At 46.8% G+C, this 17,089-nt stretch carries 13 protein-coding genes; 4 read left to right on the top strand and 9 right to left on the bottom strand.

The genetic code is table 11. The annotated features are described in order from the left end of the window. Nucleotides 1-1,041 (bottom strand): YeiH family protein, encoded by a 1,041-nt coding sequence (locus MHH28_RS06985; RefSeq protein ID WP_405113358.1) that lies wholly within the window; start codon nt 1,039-1,041, stop codon nt 1-3. Nucleotides 1,042-1,167: 126 nt separating this feature from the next. On the opposite strand from MHH28_RS06985, the gene MHH28_RS06980 reads away from it, so the two are divergent. Further along, a complete protein-coding gene (locus tag MHH28_RS06980) occupies nt 1,168-2,061 on the top strand; it encodes a LysR substrate-binding domain-containing protein (protein WP_405116899.1) in 894 nt (297 codons plus the stop codon). An 18-nt stretch (nt 2,062-2,079) separates the two neighbouring features. Here MHH28_RS06980 and MHH28_RS06975 read toward each other — a convergent pair whose 3' ends face one another. Continuing rightward, nucleotides 2,080-2,655: a dihydrofolate reductase family protein gene (locus tag MHH28_RS06975; RefSeq protein WP_405113356.1), complete on the bottom strand. Its 576-nt coding sequence runs from the start codon at nt 2,653-2,655 to the stop codon at nt 2,080-2,082. Nucleotides 2,656-3,105: 450 nt separating this feature from the next. Between MHH28_RS06975 and MHH28_RS06970 the strand changes: the two genes are divergently transcribed. After that, nucleotides 3,106-4,299: a hypothetical protein gene (locus MHH28_RS06970; RefSeq protein WP_405113354.1), complete on the top strand. Its 1,194-nt coding sequence runs from the start codon at nt 3,106-3,108 to the stop codon at nt 4,297-4,299. 1,819 nt (nt 4,300-6,118) lie between these two features. Beyond that, nucleotides 6,119-6,577 (top strand): zinc-binding dehydrogenase, encoded by a 459-nt coding sequence (locus tag MHH28_RS06965; protein ID WP_405113352.1) that lies wholly within the window; start codon nt 6,119-6,121, stop codon nt 6,575-6,577. A 178-nt stretch (nt 6,578-6,755) separates the two neighbouring features. Here the strand turns inward: MHH28_RS06965 and MHH28_RS06960 are convergent, their stop codons facing one another. From MHH28_RS06960 to MHH28_RS06930, 7 genes are all read right to left on the bottom strand, one after another. Beyond that, nucleotides 6,756-7,727: a proline dehydrogenase family protein gene (locus MHH28_RS06960; protein ID WP_405113350.1), complete on the bottom strand. Its 972-nt coding sequence runs from the start codon at nt 7,725-7,727 to the stop codon at nt 6,756-6,758. A gap of 75 nt (nt 7,728-7,802) precedes the next feature. Beyond that, on the bottom strand, nt 7,803-8,612 hold the full coding sequence (locus MHH28_RS06955) for an AraC family transcriptional regulator (protein WP_405113348.1): 810 nt from the start codon (nt 8,610-8,612) through the stop codon (nt 7,803-7,805). A gap of 856 nt (nt 8,613-9,468) precedes the next feature. Next, a complete protein-coding gene (locus MHH28_RS06950; protein WP_405116897.1) occupies nt 9,469-9,942 on the bottom strand; it encodes a glutamine amidotransferase-related protein in 474 nt (157 codons plus the stop codon). Between the two features lie 54 nt (nt 9,943-9,996). Further along, entirely contained in the window at nt 9,997-11,019 is a 1,023-nt protein-coding gene (locus MHH28_RS06945; protein ID WP_405113346.1) for an SGNH/GDSL hydrolase family protein, read from the bottom strand. A gap of 39 nt (nt 11,020-11,058) precedes the next feature. Next, entirely contained in the window at nt 11,059-12,597 is a 1,539-nt protein-coding gene (locus MHH28_RS06940) for an extracellular solute-binding protein (protein WP_405113344.1), read from the bottom strand. Between the two features lie 38 nt (nt 12,598-12,635). Next, entirely contained in the window at nt 12,636-13,547 is a 912-nt protein-coding gene (locus MHH28_RS06935; RefSeq protein WP_405113342.1) for a carbohydrate ABC transporter permease, read from the bottom strand. Between the two features lie 30 nt (nt 13,548-13,577). Next, nucleotides 13,578-14,444, bottom strand: a complete 867-nt coding sequence (locus MHH28_RS06930) for an ABC transporter permease (RefSeq protein ID WP_405113340.1) — start codon at nt 14,442-14,444, stop codon at nt 13,578-13,580. Between the two features lie 331 nt (nt 14,445-14,775). Here MHH28_RS06930 and MHH28_RS06925 point away from each other — a divergent pair, with 331 nt between their 5' ends. Then, nucleotides 14,776-17,028: a helix-turn-helix domain-containing protein gene (locus MHH28_RS06925; RefSeq protein WP_405113338.1), complete on the top strand. Its 2,253-nt coding sequence runs from the start codon at nt 14,776-14,778 to the stop codon at nt 17,026-17,028. Nucleotides 17,029-17,089 lie beyond the last annotated feature (61 nt).

Below are 17,089 nucleotides of genomic sequence, written 5' to 3'. Positions count from 1 at the left end.
TTAACCCAAGTTCAAAACCTTCACCAGCAGGAAGCCTAACCCGGATAGCAGAACCGATCCGATCAAGCCAGCTGCGAAGGCCTTGAGTCCCATGCGTCTAAAAGCAGCGATATCTACATTCAGGCCGAGTCCGGCCATCGCCATAGCAATGAGGAAATAAGCAGCCAGTATAAGCTTATCCGTGATTGCTTCAGGAATGATCTTCAAAGTATTGACAGTGCTCATTAGCAGGAACCCCAGGATGAACCACGGAACCGGTACAGACTTCCAATTGGATGGTCCGGACTCCGGGTTCTCCTGCCGCTCCTTGCGGTTGGCCCAGATTCCGATGATTACAGCGATCGGCACCAGCATGGTGACACGGGTTAATTTGACGATGACAGCCAGATCAACCGCCAGCTTGCCGGCTGGCCCGGTTGCTGCAATGACATGAGCGATTTCATGGAGTGTAGCCCCTGAGAAGATACCGTAGCCCAGTTGGGTCAGGTTAAGGAAAGGGTAGAGTAAGGTATACGCCAGTGTGAAAATGGTGCCCAAGATCGCAACGGTTGCCGCGCTGATCGCCGTCTCCTCGTCACTTGCTTTGAGCTGCGGGGCGATGGCTACTACCGCTGCTGCTCCGCAGATCGCCGTGCCGCAGGCCGTCAGCAGCCCCAGTCTGGATTCTACCTTGAACCATCTCGCCAGACCAAGCACCGTACAGATCGTGAACCCGATACACACCAAGGCGATTAGCACCACCTTGGGACCAGCCTGAAGGATATCCTTCAGGCTAAGTCTCATGCCCAGCAGGATGATGCCATACCGCAGGAGCTTTTTGGAGGTAAAGGAGATGCCATGTGTTACATAACCTGGAACGCCTAGCGTGGCTCTCCAGATCATTCCGAGCAGGATAGCTATGACTAATTGCCCCATAATGCACAGGAAGGGGAAGGCGGATACGTATTTGGCGAACAGGGCCAGCATTAGAGGCAAGGCGATACCGAGCGCAAATCCCAGCTTCTTCTTTTCTTCCATGTGCACAGCTAAGTGTAGATTCATCGAAGTCACGTCCAATAGGTTGAATTTAGTTCCTTTAAACACTATATTCAGTTATGATTGATTAGGGAAATATAGATTTTAAATGTATATCATAATAAAATGTTATCTTAAAGGGGCGCGCGAACGATCATGCTTGAATCCTTGGTGGTCTATGTAACGGTTGTGGAGCAGCGGAACTTTTCCAGGGCGGCAGAGCTTCTGCATCTGTCACAGCCTGGAGTTAGTCTGCAGATCCGTAATCTGGAGAAGGAACTCGGCGTAAAGCTCATGAACCGTTCGCCCAAATGGGTGAAGCTGACGGAAGCAGGGGAGCTGTTCTATAGACGGGCGAAGGAAATGTTGAATCTCTACGAGTCGGTGAAGCTGGATCTGGCCCGGCTGAATGATACCGTGAGCGGAAGCTTACATATCGGGGCAAGCTTTACGATTGGCGAATATGTGTTGCCCCGGTTGTTCTCATCCTTCGCCAAGCAATATCCCGATGTGGACATGGGGATGACAATTGCGAATTCGACGGAGATTGTATCTGCCTTGCGGGAGAATAAGATTGAAGTGGGGCTGATCGAAGGAAGCATCGAGGCGGCGGATCTGGAAGTTGTTCATTTTATGAAAGACGAACTGATTATCGTCGCTGCTGAGAATCACCCGCTCTCACGAACGGGCGCGGTGGAGGTGGGCGTACTCCAGGATCAGATATGGGTGCTGCGTGAGAGCGGTTCGGGGACGCGTTCGTTCAGCAATCATTTTTTGGCACAGGCTGGTCTAAGAATGAAGCGCTCGTATGAGATCAACAGCAGTCAGGGAGTGAAGGAGGCTGTCGCTAACGGACTGGGGATTTCTATTCTCTCGAAGTGGGTGGTCCGCAGGGAGATCGAGACCGGTAAGCTCATAGAAATTCCTGTGCAAGGCCTGAGCCTTGAAAGAGACTTCTCGATTGTGCGGCTGACCGGTCATGTTCCCAGTAGAGGGAACGAGGTGTTCGTGGAGAGATTGGTGAAGCTGGATAGTGCATTTGCCTGAACCGGAATAGTGACGAGGTTATCTAACAGTCTGGTATACGAGGCCTAAGGCTCCAGAATCAAATGTCTTGTTCTCAATAAGCTTCAGATTAGTCTTCTCCTGGATACCTTGGAATAACGGTAAGCCGCTGCCGATCAGGACGGGGGAGACCGTTATTTTATACTCATCGATTAAGCCAAGCTGCATAAGAGTGTGTGCGAACCGGGGACTGCCGAGAATGACGATATCCTCGCCTGGCTGCTCTTTGAGACGCTGGATCTCTTCCTCGACGTCCTCTTTGACCAGTCTGGAATTATTCCATTCAACGTTCTCCAGGGTTGTGGAAAAGACCACTTTGGCTGTCCTCTCAATCCATTCCGCATGATCCCGTTCGTGCTGCGAAGCGGAGGGATCTGCTGTGACGGAGGGCCAATAACTATGCATCATTTGATATGTACCACGACCCCAAATGACCGTGTCCGCAGTACTCAGAATTTCCCTCGCGTGGCTCTCCAGATCAGCATCATAGGCAACCCAGCTAATATCCATTGGGCCGTTCGGGCCTTCTACAAAACCGTCAAGCGAAGCGTGCAGGAACAGCACAAGTTTTCTCATATTCGTTGATCCTCCGATATTCAATTTGGTTATTAGGCTTAGTATAACTCATTATGTTTTGAATATTAAAGATTTAAGGGATGATCTTAGATGTAACCTAGAGGATATGTTTAAGAACAATCCCGATGTGGACATAGGGATGACGTTTGCAAATTCAACGGAGATTGTCGGAGTCGCAGCCGGACTGGGAGTTGCTATCCCCCTCTAAGTGGGCGGACCGTAAGGAGATCGAAACCGGTCAGCTCATAGAAATTCCCGTACAGGGCCTGGGCCTTAAACGAGACTTCTCCATTGTGCATCTGACCGATCATGTTTCCAGTCTGGCAAACATGTGTTCGTGGAGAGGGTGGTTAAGCTGGATAGTGCATTTAAAATAAAAGGTTGAAACAAGAGAAAAGTTGGATAATAATGATAAAGTTAACTTTATCAAATTAATTGGGGGAAAAGCAATTGCGTAAACAGAGAATAACCAGCACCTTTTTAATCACTATTTTTGCAGTATTCTATTTATTTAATGGAGTATCAGCTGCTACCAGCATCTCACCAAGTAATGACAGTAAACCATTATGGAACATTTCAAACAAATCTGAACTGGATATGTTCCTGCAAGCACCATACCATGTGCCTAATACCAATACAGTTTATATTCATAGCAATACCTGGGTTAATTCAGAGACAAAAAGCTGGATGGTTAGTGTGGTTTCAGCGGTTGACAAGACTACAGGTAAGAAAAAATGGTCATTTGAGTTTTATAAAAAAGGGCTACCTTATCCATGGACGACTTCTGACTTCGCTTACAGTCAAAGCGGTTCTGTCTATGCATTGGTGAAAGACGGGGGTGGGTCAAGATTATATTCTGTTAACTCCTCGGGGAAGCAGAATTGGGTGATAAACGTTCCGGATGCCCAGGATCTATACGCAATGAACAATGGTACAGTGTTATTAATAAACCCCGACAAAGTAGATTCCAAAGGCAACCGCACACCATGGGCTTATACATACAGTCAAAACGGAAAAAAGATGGGGGAGAAATCACTAACACGAATGTACTCGGTTATAGACGGACAATATCTTGTCACGCAAACTATGCCATTTGGAAAATCCAAACTTGAAGTATTTGGCCCAACATTAAATCGATTGTTTACTTATACGCCTCCTGCAGGGGCTGTATTATACGTTGACGAAATGTCCTGGCGTATAAATAAAAGTGATATACTTCTGCGTATGAACCTACCAAAAACAGGAAACCGGTTAATCGCAATAGATTCAAAAGGCAAGACGTTGTGGGGAAAAAATATAGCTGGAGACGCTTCGGTTCAATCCATCGGCGAGAATTATGCAGTATATGAGAATAACGAGTTAAGTGTTTTCGGAGCAAAAGGACTCATTGTAAAAAAGCCAATTCAATTAGGTGATCCTATGAATGTGGTCTTAGAAACTACAGATAATAAGATTAGGGTTCACTCTGAAAATTGGATGGACATTCTTGATCCAATTACTCTTAACATTATGTATCATATTCCATATGATGATGATGACAAACAAATGAAATATTATTATGCTGGAGATGGATATCTATATTTATTAAAGAGTGGTTACCAATTATTTCAGTTTAAATTAGACAAGGTTACAAATTCAAAATAACTAAATGGAGAGCATTTGTATCGCTAAAAGATAATAGAATAGCCCATTAATGAAACTACCGCGTGATAATAATCAGCGGTAGTTATTTTTGTAGTCAACTATAAAGTTATCATAATACTTATTCACAAAACCCGTATTTTGTACATATGTCTATATGTTAATTTAATGCCCTCTTAACTATTCTTGTTGTCGGTATCTGTCTGTGGACAAGAACATGATCTCATTACCGACAAAGCCCCCTTCTGGCCACAAAAAAACAACTCCTTAGGAGTTGTTTTTAATAATCATGTTATCTGAATTGGTTAGTGCAAACTCTAGCTAACTTTATAATACTTTGTATTCAAAAAAGTCAAAGTATGCTTTCTGGGACTGTTGATCCAAATCTTGTGCACATAGCCATACCAGATATTCTCGGGATTATAGAAGCTCCGGCCGTAACGCATTACCGACATTGCTACTGAACCTTATTATAGATCAGGCATGAAGAAAAGTGATGGTTTGCCAACCTTCTCCCACTGCCCTCTCCGTTACAGCGGCCACCCACTGCGTTCCTCCTTTTTGACTTATGGCGAACCTGGCTATATTTAGAGAACAATGATCGCTAACTCTGTATTCATGCCTGTTCCGTCGGTCGTTTCCGTCCGACTTCATTCGGAAGCAACCAGGTGCGCGGCAGCTGCTGTTCAGTGAAAATAAAGTATTAGACTGAAGTTATTGATCTAACACGGTTTTTGAATTGCAGAATCGTTAACTTCTAAAAAAATTTTAGACTAATCCATTAATAAAAGCAGCGGTAGTCTAAGACTTAATAAATAAAGTCTTAAACTACCGCTATTGTCGTTGAACAAACGTTTCCCGTTAGTTGAATCACATCTTCATCCTAGTCAGATTGCAGTACATTACATTGGGCAATCTGTTAAAACATATGAATGGAAAGAATGCCAAGTTGGGACTGCCGTGGCGAGGTCACCTATTTATTGTCAGATCGCTCTCTATTATATAATACACATTGGAACGAATACTCACCTGTGACACACTCGCAGCGAATAACTATAGAACGCGATAAAGAGGTCTTTACGGACCCAATGGACGTTATTTCTGAAATTCATGGGCTTTGGTATGCCTTACGGACTCCAGAGCCGTTATTCGTCCCGAAAACATACAAATTAAGGATTCTCCGTCTGAATAAGTGCATCTGAGTCCGTAACTTTGCCAAAACACTGAATAATCAGCAAATAAGGTCTACTGAGTCCGTAAGCAAGTGTCTTAGTTGAAACTATCCTGCCCGTTAGCTTAATGAGGCATAGTAAGTCTAATACTTTATTTTCTCAGTCTAGAACTTTGTTTCCTCTTGGCACCCGACAGTCTTCGCCGCCCCATAACTCTCATAGTTCACCAAAAGCCGCTAACAGATAAATCTTCTGAAAGCGGCTTGGAAATCATGTCCAATTTGTTAAAAGCTTATTTCAATAAATGCTTTGAGATCCTATTCTCATTCCAGTCGTATACTAAGACACTATTCTCACGGTAGTCCAATATAGACCCTTTTATTCGATTAAATTCATGAATAGAGGCCAAAGTTTTTACATCTAAAAATGTCTACTAAAAGGGATAATACTAAGCGCCCTTCTTTACTGCTCTTTCTTTTATTTGACGATAACCATTGATTAGCAAAATACAACACAATCAATAAACCCAAGCCTCTCTTCCCTTAACTGGAGGTACAGGTATCATTTGATTACGTTCCAACAGAATCCACAACTCATCAACCAATTCTTCAGCCGAGTAAGACTCCGATGAGCTAATCCATCATTCAATCATGTCAGCCATTGCGGAAGCGAGGAACTTTGTTCTTCAGCTCGGTGCCGACGAAGTGATTGATTATACAACAACCGACTTTGCGGAGACTATGAGTCCTGTTGATGTCGTGCTGGATATGGTTCGTGACCCGGTTATCGATAGAGTTACAGGAATCGGAGCAACAGAACTGAAGAATTACAGAATATTAAAGGATAATGGGACGTTTATCTCCCTGGTAAATCCGGCGATTGCGGAGCAGCCCTCCATTAGTGGTATTGATGCTCAATTTGCATTAATCACTCCGGGTGCTAGCGACTGGGAAGCATTTATCGATTGGATTCAGGCGAATAAGCTTCATGTATATGTGGAGGACGTATTCCCGTTTACTCGCCAAGGTGTAGCTGATGCTCATGAATATTACGACACGCAGAACAAGCGAGGAAAAATAGTCATTCAGAGAGACTCTATTGACAGATAATTCCTTACTCCCTCGTTGCGTGGATACCCCGCGTAATGCCGCAAAAAGAGCAGATACCTGAACGCTTCCAAGGCTCAGGTACTTGCTCTGCTGTTACTATTGAGCTTTCTTTCAGAGTTGACTGTAATACAGTTCACTGTAGAAGCCGCCCTACTTCAGCAGCACATCATGCGATCCTTCAATCATATGCCTCCACAGGATCAACGCGCTGCGGATCGGCCATATTCGCAACTGCCCGGTATAGATTCGGCGGATATTCAGCGATCCGGTGGCATAAGTACAAGTACCACTCATGGCCGTAGGTTAAATAAATCTGAACCGGATAACCGGCTGATTTCAGACTGCTGCCAAGCTCCGGCCGGATGCCGTACAGCATCTCCAGCTTTGCGCCACGCATCGTCAATAGACCTCGCTGTATCGCTTCCTCAATGATGTGCTCATCATGCGTAGCAACTGAAACCCGGTGTCCATCTCCGAGAGCCTTTCCCACTAGCTGCAAATATCGCTCATTCAGCAATTCGGATCGGGATATCGCGACCTCACCCGACTCCTGATAGGCGCCTTTAACGATTCGTATCCGACCTGGCGAAGCTGATAGCGCGGCCAAATCATCCGGCGTCCGATGTAAATGCGCCTGCAGCGTAATGCCGATATTAGGATACCTGGACGCGGCCCGCTTGTATACCTCGAGGATCCGCTCTGTTTTAGCGGACTCTGCCATGCTGATGAACAGCTCCAATTCTGTTTCCAGCGCTCGTGCCGCTAATTTGGCTAAGTTCGTATAAGCAAGCTCGGTATCCAGCATCAGTCCGATATGCGACAAATCGAAGGATACGCGGGCGGATGCCCCCTGTTGACCGAGATCATCGATTAGCGCTGTTATTTCCTCAACGGCCGCCTCGCATTCCTCGGCATTTACCGTATTCTCGCCAATGTACTCTAGCGAAATGGCATAGCCTTTGGCAGTAAGCCTCTGACCCGCTTCGAGCCCGTCTATACGGGATTCGCCTGTTACATACTGTAAAGCGGCCTTTTTCAGTAGCCCGTATAGCAATGGTGATTGCTCCACATAAGCCTTGATATCCATTCGTCTGGCGACCGACTTTAATGCGTCTGCCGCTTGCTGTTCCCAATCTTTGTTATCGTGCATATTACATTTCCCCCTTCTACAAGTACTTCAAGTGTACTTGCGCAGAAGGGCGCAATCTTGTAAAAAATTGCTCTTCTATATCGAGATCGCATATTGCCTAGGCGTTACTCCTACAATTTTCGAGAAAGCCTTTGTAAAATGGCTTTGGTCATAATAACCTGCCTCCGCAGCGATATCAACGATCGGACGCTGCTTCGCCAGCTGGATTTTGGCATGATTGATGCGCAGCAGGTTTTGATAGGCATGAGGGGGCAGATGGCTCCCTTTCTTGAAAAGTCGGATCAGATGAAAGCGGCTGATTCCGGCTTCCTGCTCCAATTGCTCAAGCGTTACCTGCTCGGTAAAATTCGCCTGTAAGTAGTCTTTGATCAGCTTCACGTATTTTTGCTCCTGAACACCTGGTGAGCCTGCGTGCCCCAGGTCATTTTCGTTAGGATCAACCAATGCTTGCACGAGTTCAATGAGAGCCGTCTCGGTTTCAAGCGGAGAACCGCCGCCTGCGAGCGCGCCCATCGTGTGATTTAATCGTTCGCGGCACGCTTCATTCTTGCCTCCGCCCAGCAAGAACGGGATGTGCAGCCGATTAAGCTCCCCCGGTCCAAGCTTTTGCAGCCAGTCTGGGCGGATAAACAACATCTTATACCGCCATTCCACGTCCGGTTCCGGATGGCAGGCATGCAGCATCATCGGCGGAAAACTGATCATTTTCCCCGCTGCCACCTGAATCTGTTCGCCGTCGCACCAGGCGTTCGTGTGGCCTGCATCTATGAGCCCGACCGAATATTCTTCGTGAAAATGCCTATGGTAGGCTAGATCGTCCGCCGTACAGTACTTCCCCTCCAGAAATGGCAGCGCTTCATCCCGGTAAAACGTAACTTCAGGCATGCTTTCGTCCCTCCATCCTGATCGCTCTGAATGATTTCTAATCTATATGTTTGTCTCCAAAAACGCAAGTTTCATCTCCATATATGGCAGGCTTGCCGATCGGCTATCCTGGTAAAGATGCGAATGCGTGGCCAAAAGATATTCAGACATTACCAAAGCCGCTCTCTACGTTTCCTTTTGTGCAGGTGCGTTAGGGAACACAAAAGGAAAGCATAATGATTGGCAAACGTGCGAACAGTTTTCTATACAGTGTTGCTTTACTCGTCTTGACTATGAACGACGGTTTTCTTGTTGTCGTAGAGTATCGTCTCTGTGCGACCACTACAAAATTGCATATTCAGACTATAACAGCCATATAGCCCTCCATATTTTAATATTGCCACGCCTATTAAAGCATTTTAGAGAGCATGAACATTATCAACCTTTACAATTGTACAAACAAGTAAGTGATAACCCCGAATGATTTGAGAAGGTCTTCTATGGACGGACGGAAAGGAACGAATATGGATAATTATCACACTAAAGATTTTAAGAGCTAACGGAATATTTAGATAATCATCAAATCGGCAATAGTACCATGTTCTTGTCCATTTTCGGCAATGGAATCAAGTTCTTGTCCTGAGCAAAGGACAAGAACTTGATTCCATAAAACAGAAAAACCGCGCGGGGCGCGGGCTCTAATGGGACTATGTTATTGTCCTCCTACATCGGTAGACAAGAAACATAGTTCCTTCTAGGACAAGAACATGGTCCCATTGCCGACAGGCCCTCCTTTTGGCCACAAAAAAACAACTACTAGGAAGTTGTTTTTTAATAATCATGTTTCTTAATATAGGAACTTACGTAATTAATCAATTCATAATTTTTTTGGTAATCCATGAATATTCGTGCCGTTATATTCTCTAACTAATTTAGTCAAAAAGATATTTAATTGTTCTTCCATTTTTTCGTAATTATTTTTACGTAAATTTTCAGTCTGTTGAACAAAACGTTTATTTAATCCGCGAATCAGTTCTTCTTTTGAATTTTCAATCATTAACTCAATCAACTTATGATTAAATTCCAGATGGCATTGAAATCCGTACACAAACTTCTGATACCTTATAATTTGTCTAGGGCACCCCTCGCTATATGCAATTATCTGACTATTAGATGTTAATCCTGGCATATCATTATGCCAATGTCCAACAACGCTTGTTTCACCAAAGTGCGAAAATAAATGATTTTTTTGACCTTCTTCAGTAAAAGTGATTGGGTAGCATCCTATCTCAGTCTCAGGACTACGCTCACATTTCGCACCGAGAGCTTCTCCAATAAGCTGGGCTCCCAGGCAAATTCCTAATTGGTATTAGAGCATGGGGGCTTGCCGCCCCCTCCTGCTCGATCAGAATACACATTCCGTAGCCACCGACGGACGTTTAAGCAATTCCCAGCCGGTCTTGCTGCTGATAAAAGAGGCAAGTTCCGAGCCCATTCTATAATGCGTCTGATATCCGGGATGGTACCGGCCGCCCCATCCCTCAACTTCCGGATGAATTAAGCCCAGATCAACGGCATATACTTTCCCGTTTCCCGTCTGATTGAAATAAGACACCACCTTTGCCACACTGGCAAGATAGTTGTTATTCATGGTGCCCACACAGCAAAAGATATAGGGATCCGTATATTGTTCCAGGATGCTCTGAATGAAGGTAATATAAGCTGCAATATACTCCCCGTCATCAATGGGCGTTGAATAGTCATTCTGGCCCAAATTAATAATCACACCCTCAGGTATATACCGGGAGAATTCCCAGGGTTCCGTTCCTTTGCCGAGCGTTCCGTAAAAATGCTCCGGCAACCCCTGCTTGTTCCCTATCGCATCCTGCCAGACACCAATCCCGCAAATGGCCATCGTATGATAATCGGCATTCAACATTCTGGCGCTGATCCCGGCATAGGACATGTAGCCGTCGTCGAGATGCGTTGCTTCAGCAAGCACATGCGGATGGCCGATCCCGGCTCCATCCGTGATGGAATCCCCAAAATACTCAAGCCGGACAGATTTGGCCGCCGGCGGGGCCATGAAGCTCCCGCCGTCAAGAAGAGCAAAATGGTGAAAGACAATACTTCCCGTCAGAATACCCGTACGTTTGTGAATCTCTAAAGTATGCTCTCCATCCGGCAACCCTTGTTCGATAACGTATTCGTGAACCCCCTCCTTCAGATTGATCCAATTCCGGGCGACACCATCCAATACGATTTCCACATAATCCTGTCCGCCGGAATCCTCCGCCGTCATAGAAATTCCCGTGCCCCGGAAGGCAACAAAAACGGCGCTGTTGACCCACGCACATACCGGTTTTTTGGGGTCCGTCAGATCAAATCTTCCCATCAGCCTGGCATTTCCGGTAAAACTAAACTCCAAAGTAACCCCTCCCGGTGTAATTCTGATGAATGAAAACTTTTATTGGGCCAGGAAAGCGTCGGCCTGTCTCTGCATCTCGGTCTGGATTTTCTTGAGCACCGCTTCGCCTTCCTTTTTGAACTTGGCAAAATATTCGTCCGGATCAAGTGCACCATTAAATAATCCGCTATAATATTTGGCTTGGATGGTCGCGAACTGGGCCACCTCGTTCTTCACCGGAGCCGGATCAAAAGTAAAGCCGGTCATGATGTCCTTGGTGAAATTATCGGCCTGTGCAATAAATTGACGGTACTCCCGGGTTTCTTCGTCAGTGCCTACCCATTCCCTTTCCAAAGCAGGATTCAGCATAAGCTGGAACGAGACGATGCCGGCATCATTATTCAGCGTTTCATACTGATGTTCGCCAACCGCCTTCCAGTTCACGCCTTCAATGCCGTGCTCCAACAGATCATAATTTTCCTGACGGTTCGCCCAATCCAGGAACATCATCGCGCGTTCTTTATGTTTGCTCGCCTTCACAATGCAGATGAAATTGTCCATCTTGAAATTGGACAGGTTCTTCCCCGGGGTCAGGTCAAACAAGCGGACAGCTTCCAGTTCACCATCGGACACCACCTGCTTCAACTGGTCGTTGAACGGCTTGGGAATGCCAAAGGCCATTTGGGGCGATGCCGCAATTTTATTCTGGAGCTGCATTTCTGCCGGGCTGCTTTTGTTCGTCAAGACGTCCTGCGACATGACCTGGTCTTTGAACAGCTTGCGGACATCCTGGATACTGGACCAGATGACCGGCTCCCTGGTTTCAAAAAAATTATTGACCTTCCCGTCGTTGCCCTTGTAATACAAAATCAGGCTTGCCCCTGCAAAATTCGTCGGGCGGATATTGACACTGGTATCGTCCCGGATCAGCCAGTTGACCCAGCTGTAGGTGACGTCGTCTGCACCTGCGAGAAGCGGTGTAATTCCCGGCTTACTGTCACGGACCGCATAGAGGTACGCCTTCAAATCCTCATACGTCTTTACGGGCGGCAACTTCATCTGCTCCCTCAAATCTTTCCGGATGAAGACTGCCCGCTCCTGGGTATAGGCACTTCCCAAAGGAACGCCGTAAATGCTGCCGTTGATTTTGTTCGCATCCCACATTTGCTGCGGTCTCGTCTTTTTCACATTAGGTCCGTATTGATCCAGAAGTCCGCTTAATTCTTCGTAATACCCTTGGGAAGACATCGTATCCAGATGCAGCCACGGGGCATCAAACATCAGATCCACACTTTCTCCCGAGGACAGCATCACATTGGTCTTTTGATTCAGATCGGCAAAATCAATGACTGTAAATTTAACCTGTGTATTGAGCTCGGCTTTTAGTCTCTTGTTCACTTCAGCCAGAACCTCATCAAAGTTAGTACCTTTCCCCCCCGGAATGACAACCTGCAGAGTGACCGGATCAAGGGATGAAGTGCCTGCCCCTCCGGAATGTTCAGATTCGGCGGCGTTCCCGCCGGAGCCGGAGCACCCGGATACAGCAACTGCTGCTCCGAGCAGTGACATCATCAGGAACTTGGATATGGATTTGGCCATGTGAAATACTCCCTTCAAAGTATAATGATTTCTAACGCTCAACCTTTCACGGATCCGAGGGTCAAACCCTTGACGAAATATTTCTGAACCATCGGATAGACGAATATAATCGGACCGATCGTAAGGCATACCGTTGCCAGCTTGACCCCTTCCGCCGGCGGCAGGGTCAGAACATTGCCGTGATTAAGCGAAGTTAGCTGCATCTGCGACATGAGCTGCCTGAGGAGCAGCTGAAGCGGGTACAACTCGCTATTATCAATAAACAGAAGCGAAAGCCACCAATCGTTCCAATATTGCAGGGCATAGAACAAGCTGATGGTCGCGATGACCGGCGTTGAAATCGGCCGGATAATTCTGAAGAAGACCGTCCACTCTCCTGCGCCGTCGATAGTAGCCGATTCACTCAGTTCATAAGGCAGCGAGCGGTAGAACGAGACCAGAATAAATGCAAAGAACGGATTCATAACATAGGGGAGCACAAGCGCCCACAATGTATCTTTCAGATGCAGCCACTGAACGACAAGAAGATAGAAGCCGACGAGCCCTGAGCCGAAGATCATCGGCACGTAAGTCATGAACGAGAGAAAGCCGGCGTACCTGTTCTTCGGATGGGCCAGTACATAAGCAAATAATGCGGTAACGGCGAGGCCGATCACAGTTCCGGTGGCTGTTACCGCGATGGTGACGCCATAGCTGGTAAACATCTGCTTGCCTTGCAGGAGGAAACGGTACGAATCCAGCGTGAAATCATCCGGCCATATGGAATATCCGTGGAGTGCCAAACTTCGGGTACTGGCGAACGAATTGACGACCATCAGCCAGAACGGAAACAAACAGGCCAGCGCAAACAGAATCAAAAACAGCCCGAACAACATCATTGTCATTTTATCGGATAATGCTCTTGACCCCCGGACGTGTGCAGGCCGGGTCAGAGCAACCGGTCGGTTCATAGTAGTTACACCTCCCTTTTCAGTCCGGAATCAGAATAACCTGGAATCCTTATCCACTTTCCGGACCAGTGCATTAAATGATATGACAGCAACAAGCCCCATAATAGACTGATAGAACACAATGGCCGATGACATGCTGAAATTGCCAAGCTGCCTTAACGCCCGGTAGGAATACGTATCAATGACATCAGTTGCCGGGAATAGAATCCCGTTGTCCCCGATAATTCCGTAGATCATGCCGAAATCTCCGTAGAAAATCCGCCCTACTCCCAGAAGTAAGAGAATGATGACTTGCGGCTTCAGCAAAGGAAGTGTAATGAATCTCATTTGCTGTAACCTCGTGGCTCCGTCCAGGCGGGCGCTCTCATAATAATCGGCGGAGAAGCCGGTAATGGCCGCAAGCAGAATAATAGAGTAGTATCCGGCGCTTTTCCAGATTCGTGTGAAGGTCAGAATAACCGGCCATACCCAAGGAGTCTGATACCAGTCGACGGCATGAAGCCCGCTCACACCCAGAACACGGTTCAGCAGACCGTCTGTATTATTGAAAAGAATAAATGCCATATACCCCACGACCACCCAGGAAATGAAGTAAGGAAGAAAAACGACGGATTGGATGGTACGTTTGAACCATTTCAAGCGAATCTCATTCAAGAAGAGCGACAGAAGAAGCGCAAAGACCATCTCGAAAATAATGAACAGCGCATTTAAATAGACTGTATTGACCGTAACCTGAATCCAATCCCGGTTGGAGAAAAAGAAACGAAAGTTGTCCAGCCCCACCCAATCACTGCCCCATATCCCCTGGCTGATCTTAAAGTCCTTGAAGGCCAGCAGATGACCGGTCAGAGGTATGTACGAGAAGACCACGAGAAAAAGGATTCCCGGTACCGCCATCGCATACAAGCTCCTGTTCTTTACAAGGTCCCTCAGCGTGCTCAATGTTACTATCCCTCCATTCGCTCTATTCTGTCCGATGTGGCCATACCCTGACAGTATTTATTATGGATGGAGGAGGATCGCGGGAATAGTCCTCATTGTGTCACTGGAGGTCCTACAGCATAGGTATCCGGCATCTGGAGTCATCCTAATTTATACTTTGTTAAAATGAGGACTTCACAGGGAAGTCAGGATATGGCAGGATATGATTGAGTAAAACGTGTCCCGGTCAGGTTTTTCCATTCGAGACGGTCAAGGTATATACATAACAGCGGGGTGCCGGAACTATATGAAGATCAAACCTTTTATGCAGAAGACCTATTTTCGTACGTTTCTATTACTGACTACTGTTCTCTGCTGTGCGATGATTCCCTTCGTCTATTTTCTGTCTGCTGAATTCTCGAAATACGCCATGCTGGAGGTACGGAGCAATTCGCAGAATGAAGTCAACAACCTGGCTTCAAAAGCCGAAATGGTTCTTGATAATTTGAAAGCATACGGGCTCAGCATGTACGCGGATCAGAATATTCAGAACTGGTTCTTCAATACCAGCAAAGATCCGCTTATCGATCATTCGGTGCTTGTTGCCCAATCCAACTTTATGTCTACCGAACCGCTCATCCAGCGGTCCTATCTGATTAATTTGAAGCACGGCCTTGTCGTCGATTCCAAAACCGGAATTGTCCGGTTTGATTCTTTCACCGACCAGAGCATCTTGAAGCGGGTACAATCCTTCCGCCCCCAATATTTACGTTTCTTCAGTCATTCGCCGGATGGATCGGACTGCCTGGCCCTTATTCTGCCCGCCACACCCGGGAAGCCGTCCGACTTCTATCTTGTACTCCTGATCGATAAGCCGACGCTGTCAAAGCTTCTGTTCGGCCACACGATCGCTTCAGATCAGGACATCCGGATACTCGACGAGCAGGGTTCCGTCCTGTTAGGGGCGTCCAATCCCGCCCTCAACGAACAGCTGTTTCAAGCAGGTCAGCAGCAGGGCAGCGATTTTCAGATTCAGCTCCCGCATCAGAAGTGGTTTGTCCATACAGCCAAGCTGACTACTGAAAAATGGTCTGTGTACTACTCGACGGAATATCGTACTTTGACAAACCATATCTCCTCTTACCGGCATAAATTGATAGCGCATACAGCAATTCTTTTGTGTATTGTATCGGTGTTGTTCTTCTGGAGTTCACGCCGCTCCTTGCGTTCCATTACCTTTTTGTCCGAAAAATTAAAAAAGAAGGCAGCCTTTGCTAACCAGGCTTCCGCTGCCAAGCCGGACATTGAGTGGATCAACGAAAGTATTGATATGTTGCTTCATAACGTAGATCAGCTTCATACTTCCATGAGAAATCAATCCGAGCTTGTCCGGACGGAATTTCTGGCCCAATGGATTCTGCACGGGACGCCGGGCACCAAAAGTTATGAATATATTCAGTCCCGGACCAAACTGGCTGGATGTAAAATTCTATTGTTGGCCGTCCTCCGGATCGAATCCTATACCGGATTCTGCGGGCGTTACGATTTCCCTTCAAGAAAATTAATGAAGTACGCCATCCGCAACATTAGCGAAGAAATCATCGGCGCCGGTTCGTATGCTGCCGAAGGCCTGGATATGGGCGGCGACCATCTTATTCTGGTCATTGGAGGCCACGAACCGGACGAGTCCCGGCTGCTCAGTCTTCTTGAGGAGGTGCACAATCAGCTGGTGCGTATCCTGAACGTCGATACAACCGCCGCAGTCAGCAATGCCTATGACTTTGGTGCAAATTTCCGGAACATCTATGATCATATCTGCGAGCTGACGATGCTCAGATTTCTTAACGGAGAAAAGCGGATCTTCCTGGAGAGCAATTACGAAGAGTTTATGGCGGGGTACCCTTCTGCCTCCGAAGCACTGGAGACCGCCGATATCATTCAGGCGGTCCGCCGCGGCCACCCCGAGACCGCCGTCGTTCTGCTGCGCCAGCAGATGAAACATATCCAAGAGCTGCCTTATCGTGACTGTAAGCTTAACTTGACCTATTTCACTTATGATCTGCTAAAAAATTTCAAAAAATCAAGCACCCTGCATGAGATTGGCAGCATTCACCAGCTGCTGGAGCGGTACAGCACACTGCCCGAATTCCAGGCATGGCTGGAGGGTATTATCACGACGCTCGCATCCGGGAATGAAACGCCGAAATCTTCAAACCGCAAGGAAGAGATCGTCCTTGAAATCAAAGAATATGTCGACAATCACTTGCAGGATGCGCAGTTATCAATCGATCAGATAGCCGACAACTTCTCCTTCTCCGTGAGCTATATCCGGCAGTTATTCAAAGAGATTATGAACCTGTCATTGTCTGATTACATCCTCCAGGAACGAATCGGGAGAGTGAAAGAGAAACTGGTGTCCAGCCCGCTCTCGGTGCTGGAGATCGCACATCAATGCGGCTTCATATCCAAAGGTCATTTCTTCTCTGCATTCAAGAAGTTCACGAGCCTTACTCCGAAGCAGTACCGGGAAGTCCACGGGGAATCAGTGAACCCCCGGTAGATTTGGAAGCTATTCCGGAGGAGTATTCAAGACATAATAAGACCTTTCCGCGAAAAGCCTG

This window comes from Paenibacillus sp. FSL K6-1217 (assembly GCF_045040735.1).
Taxonomy (GTDB): Bacteria; Bacillota; Bacilli; order Paenibacillales; family Paenibacillaceae; genus Paenibacillus_AQ.
The sequence above is the reverse complement of the archived record's forward strand: the minus strand, read 5'-3'. Positions and strand labels throughout refer to the sequence as shown.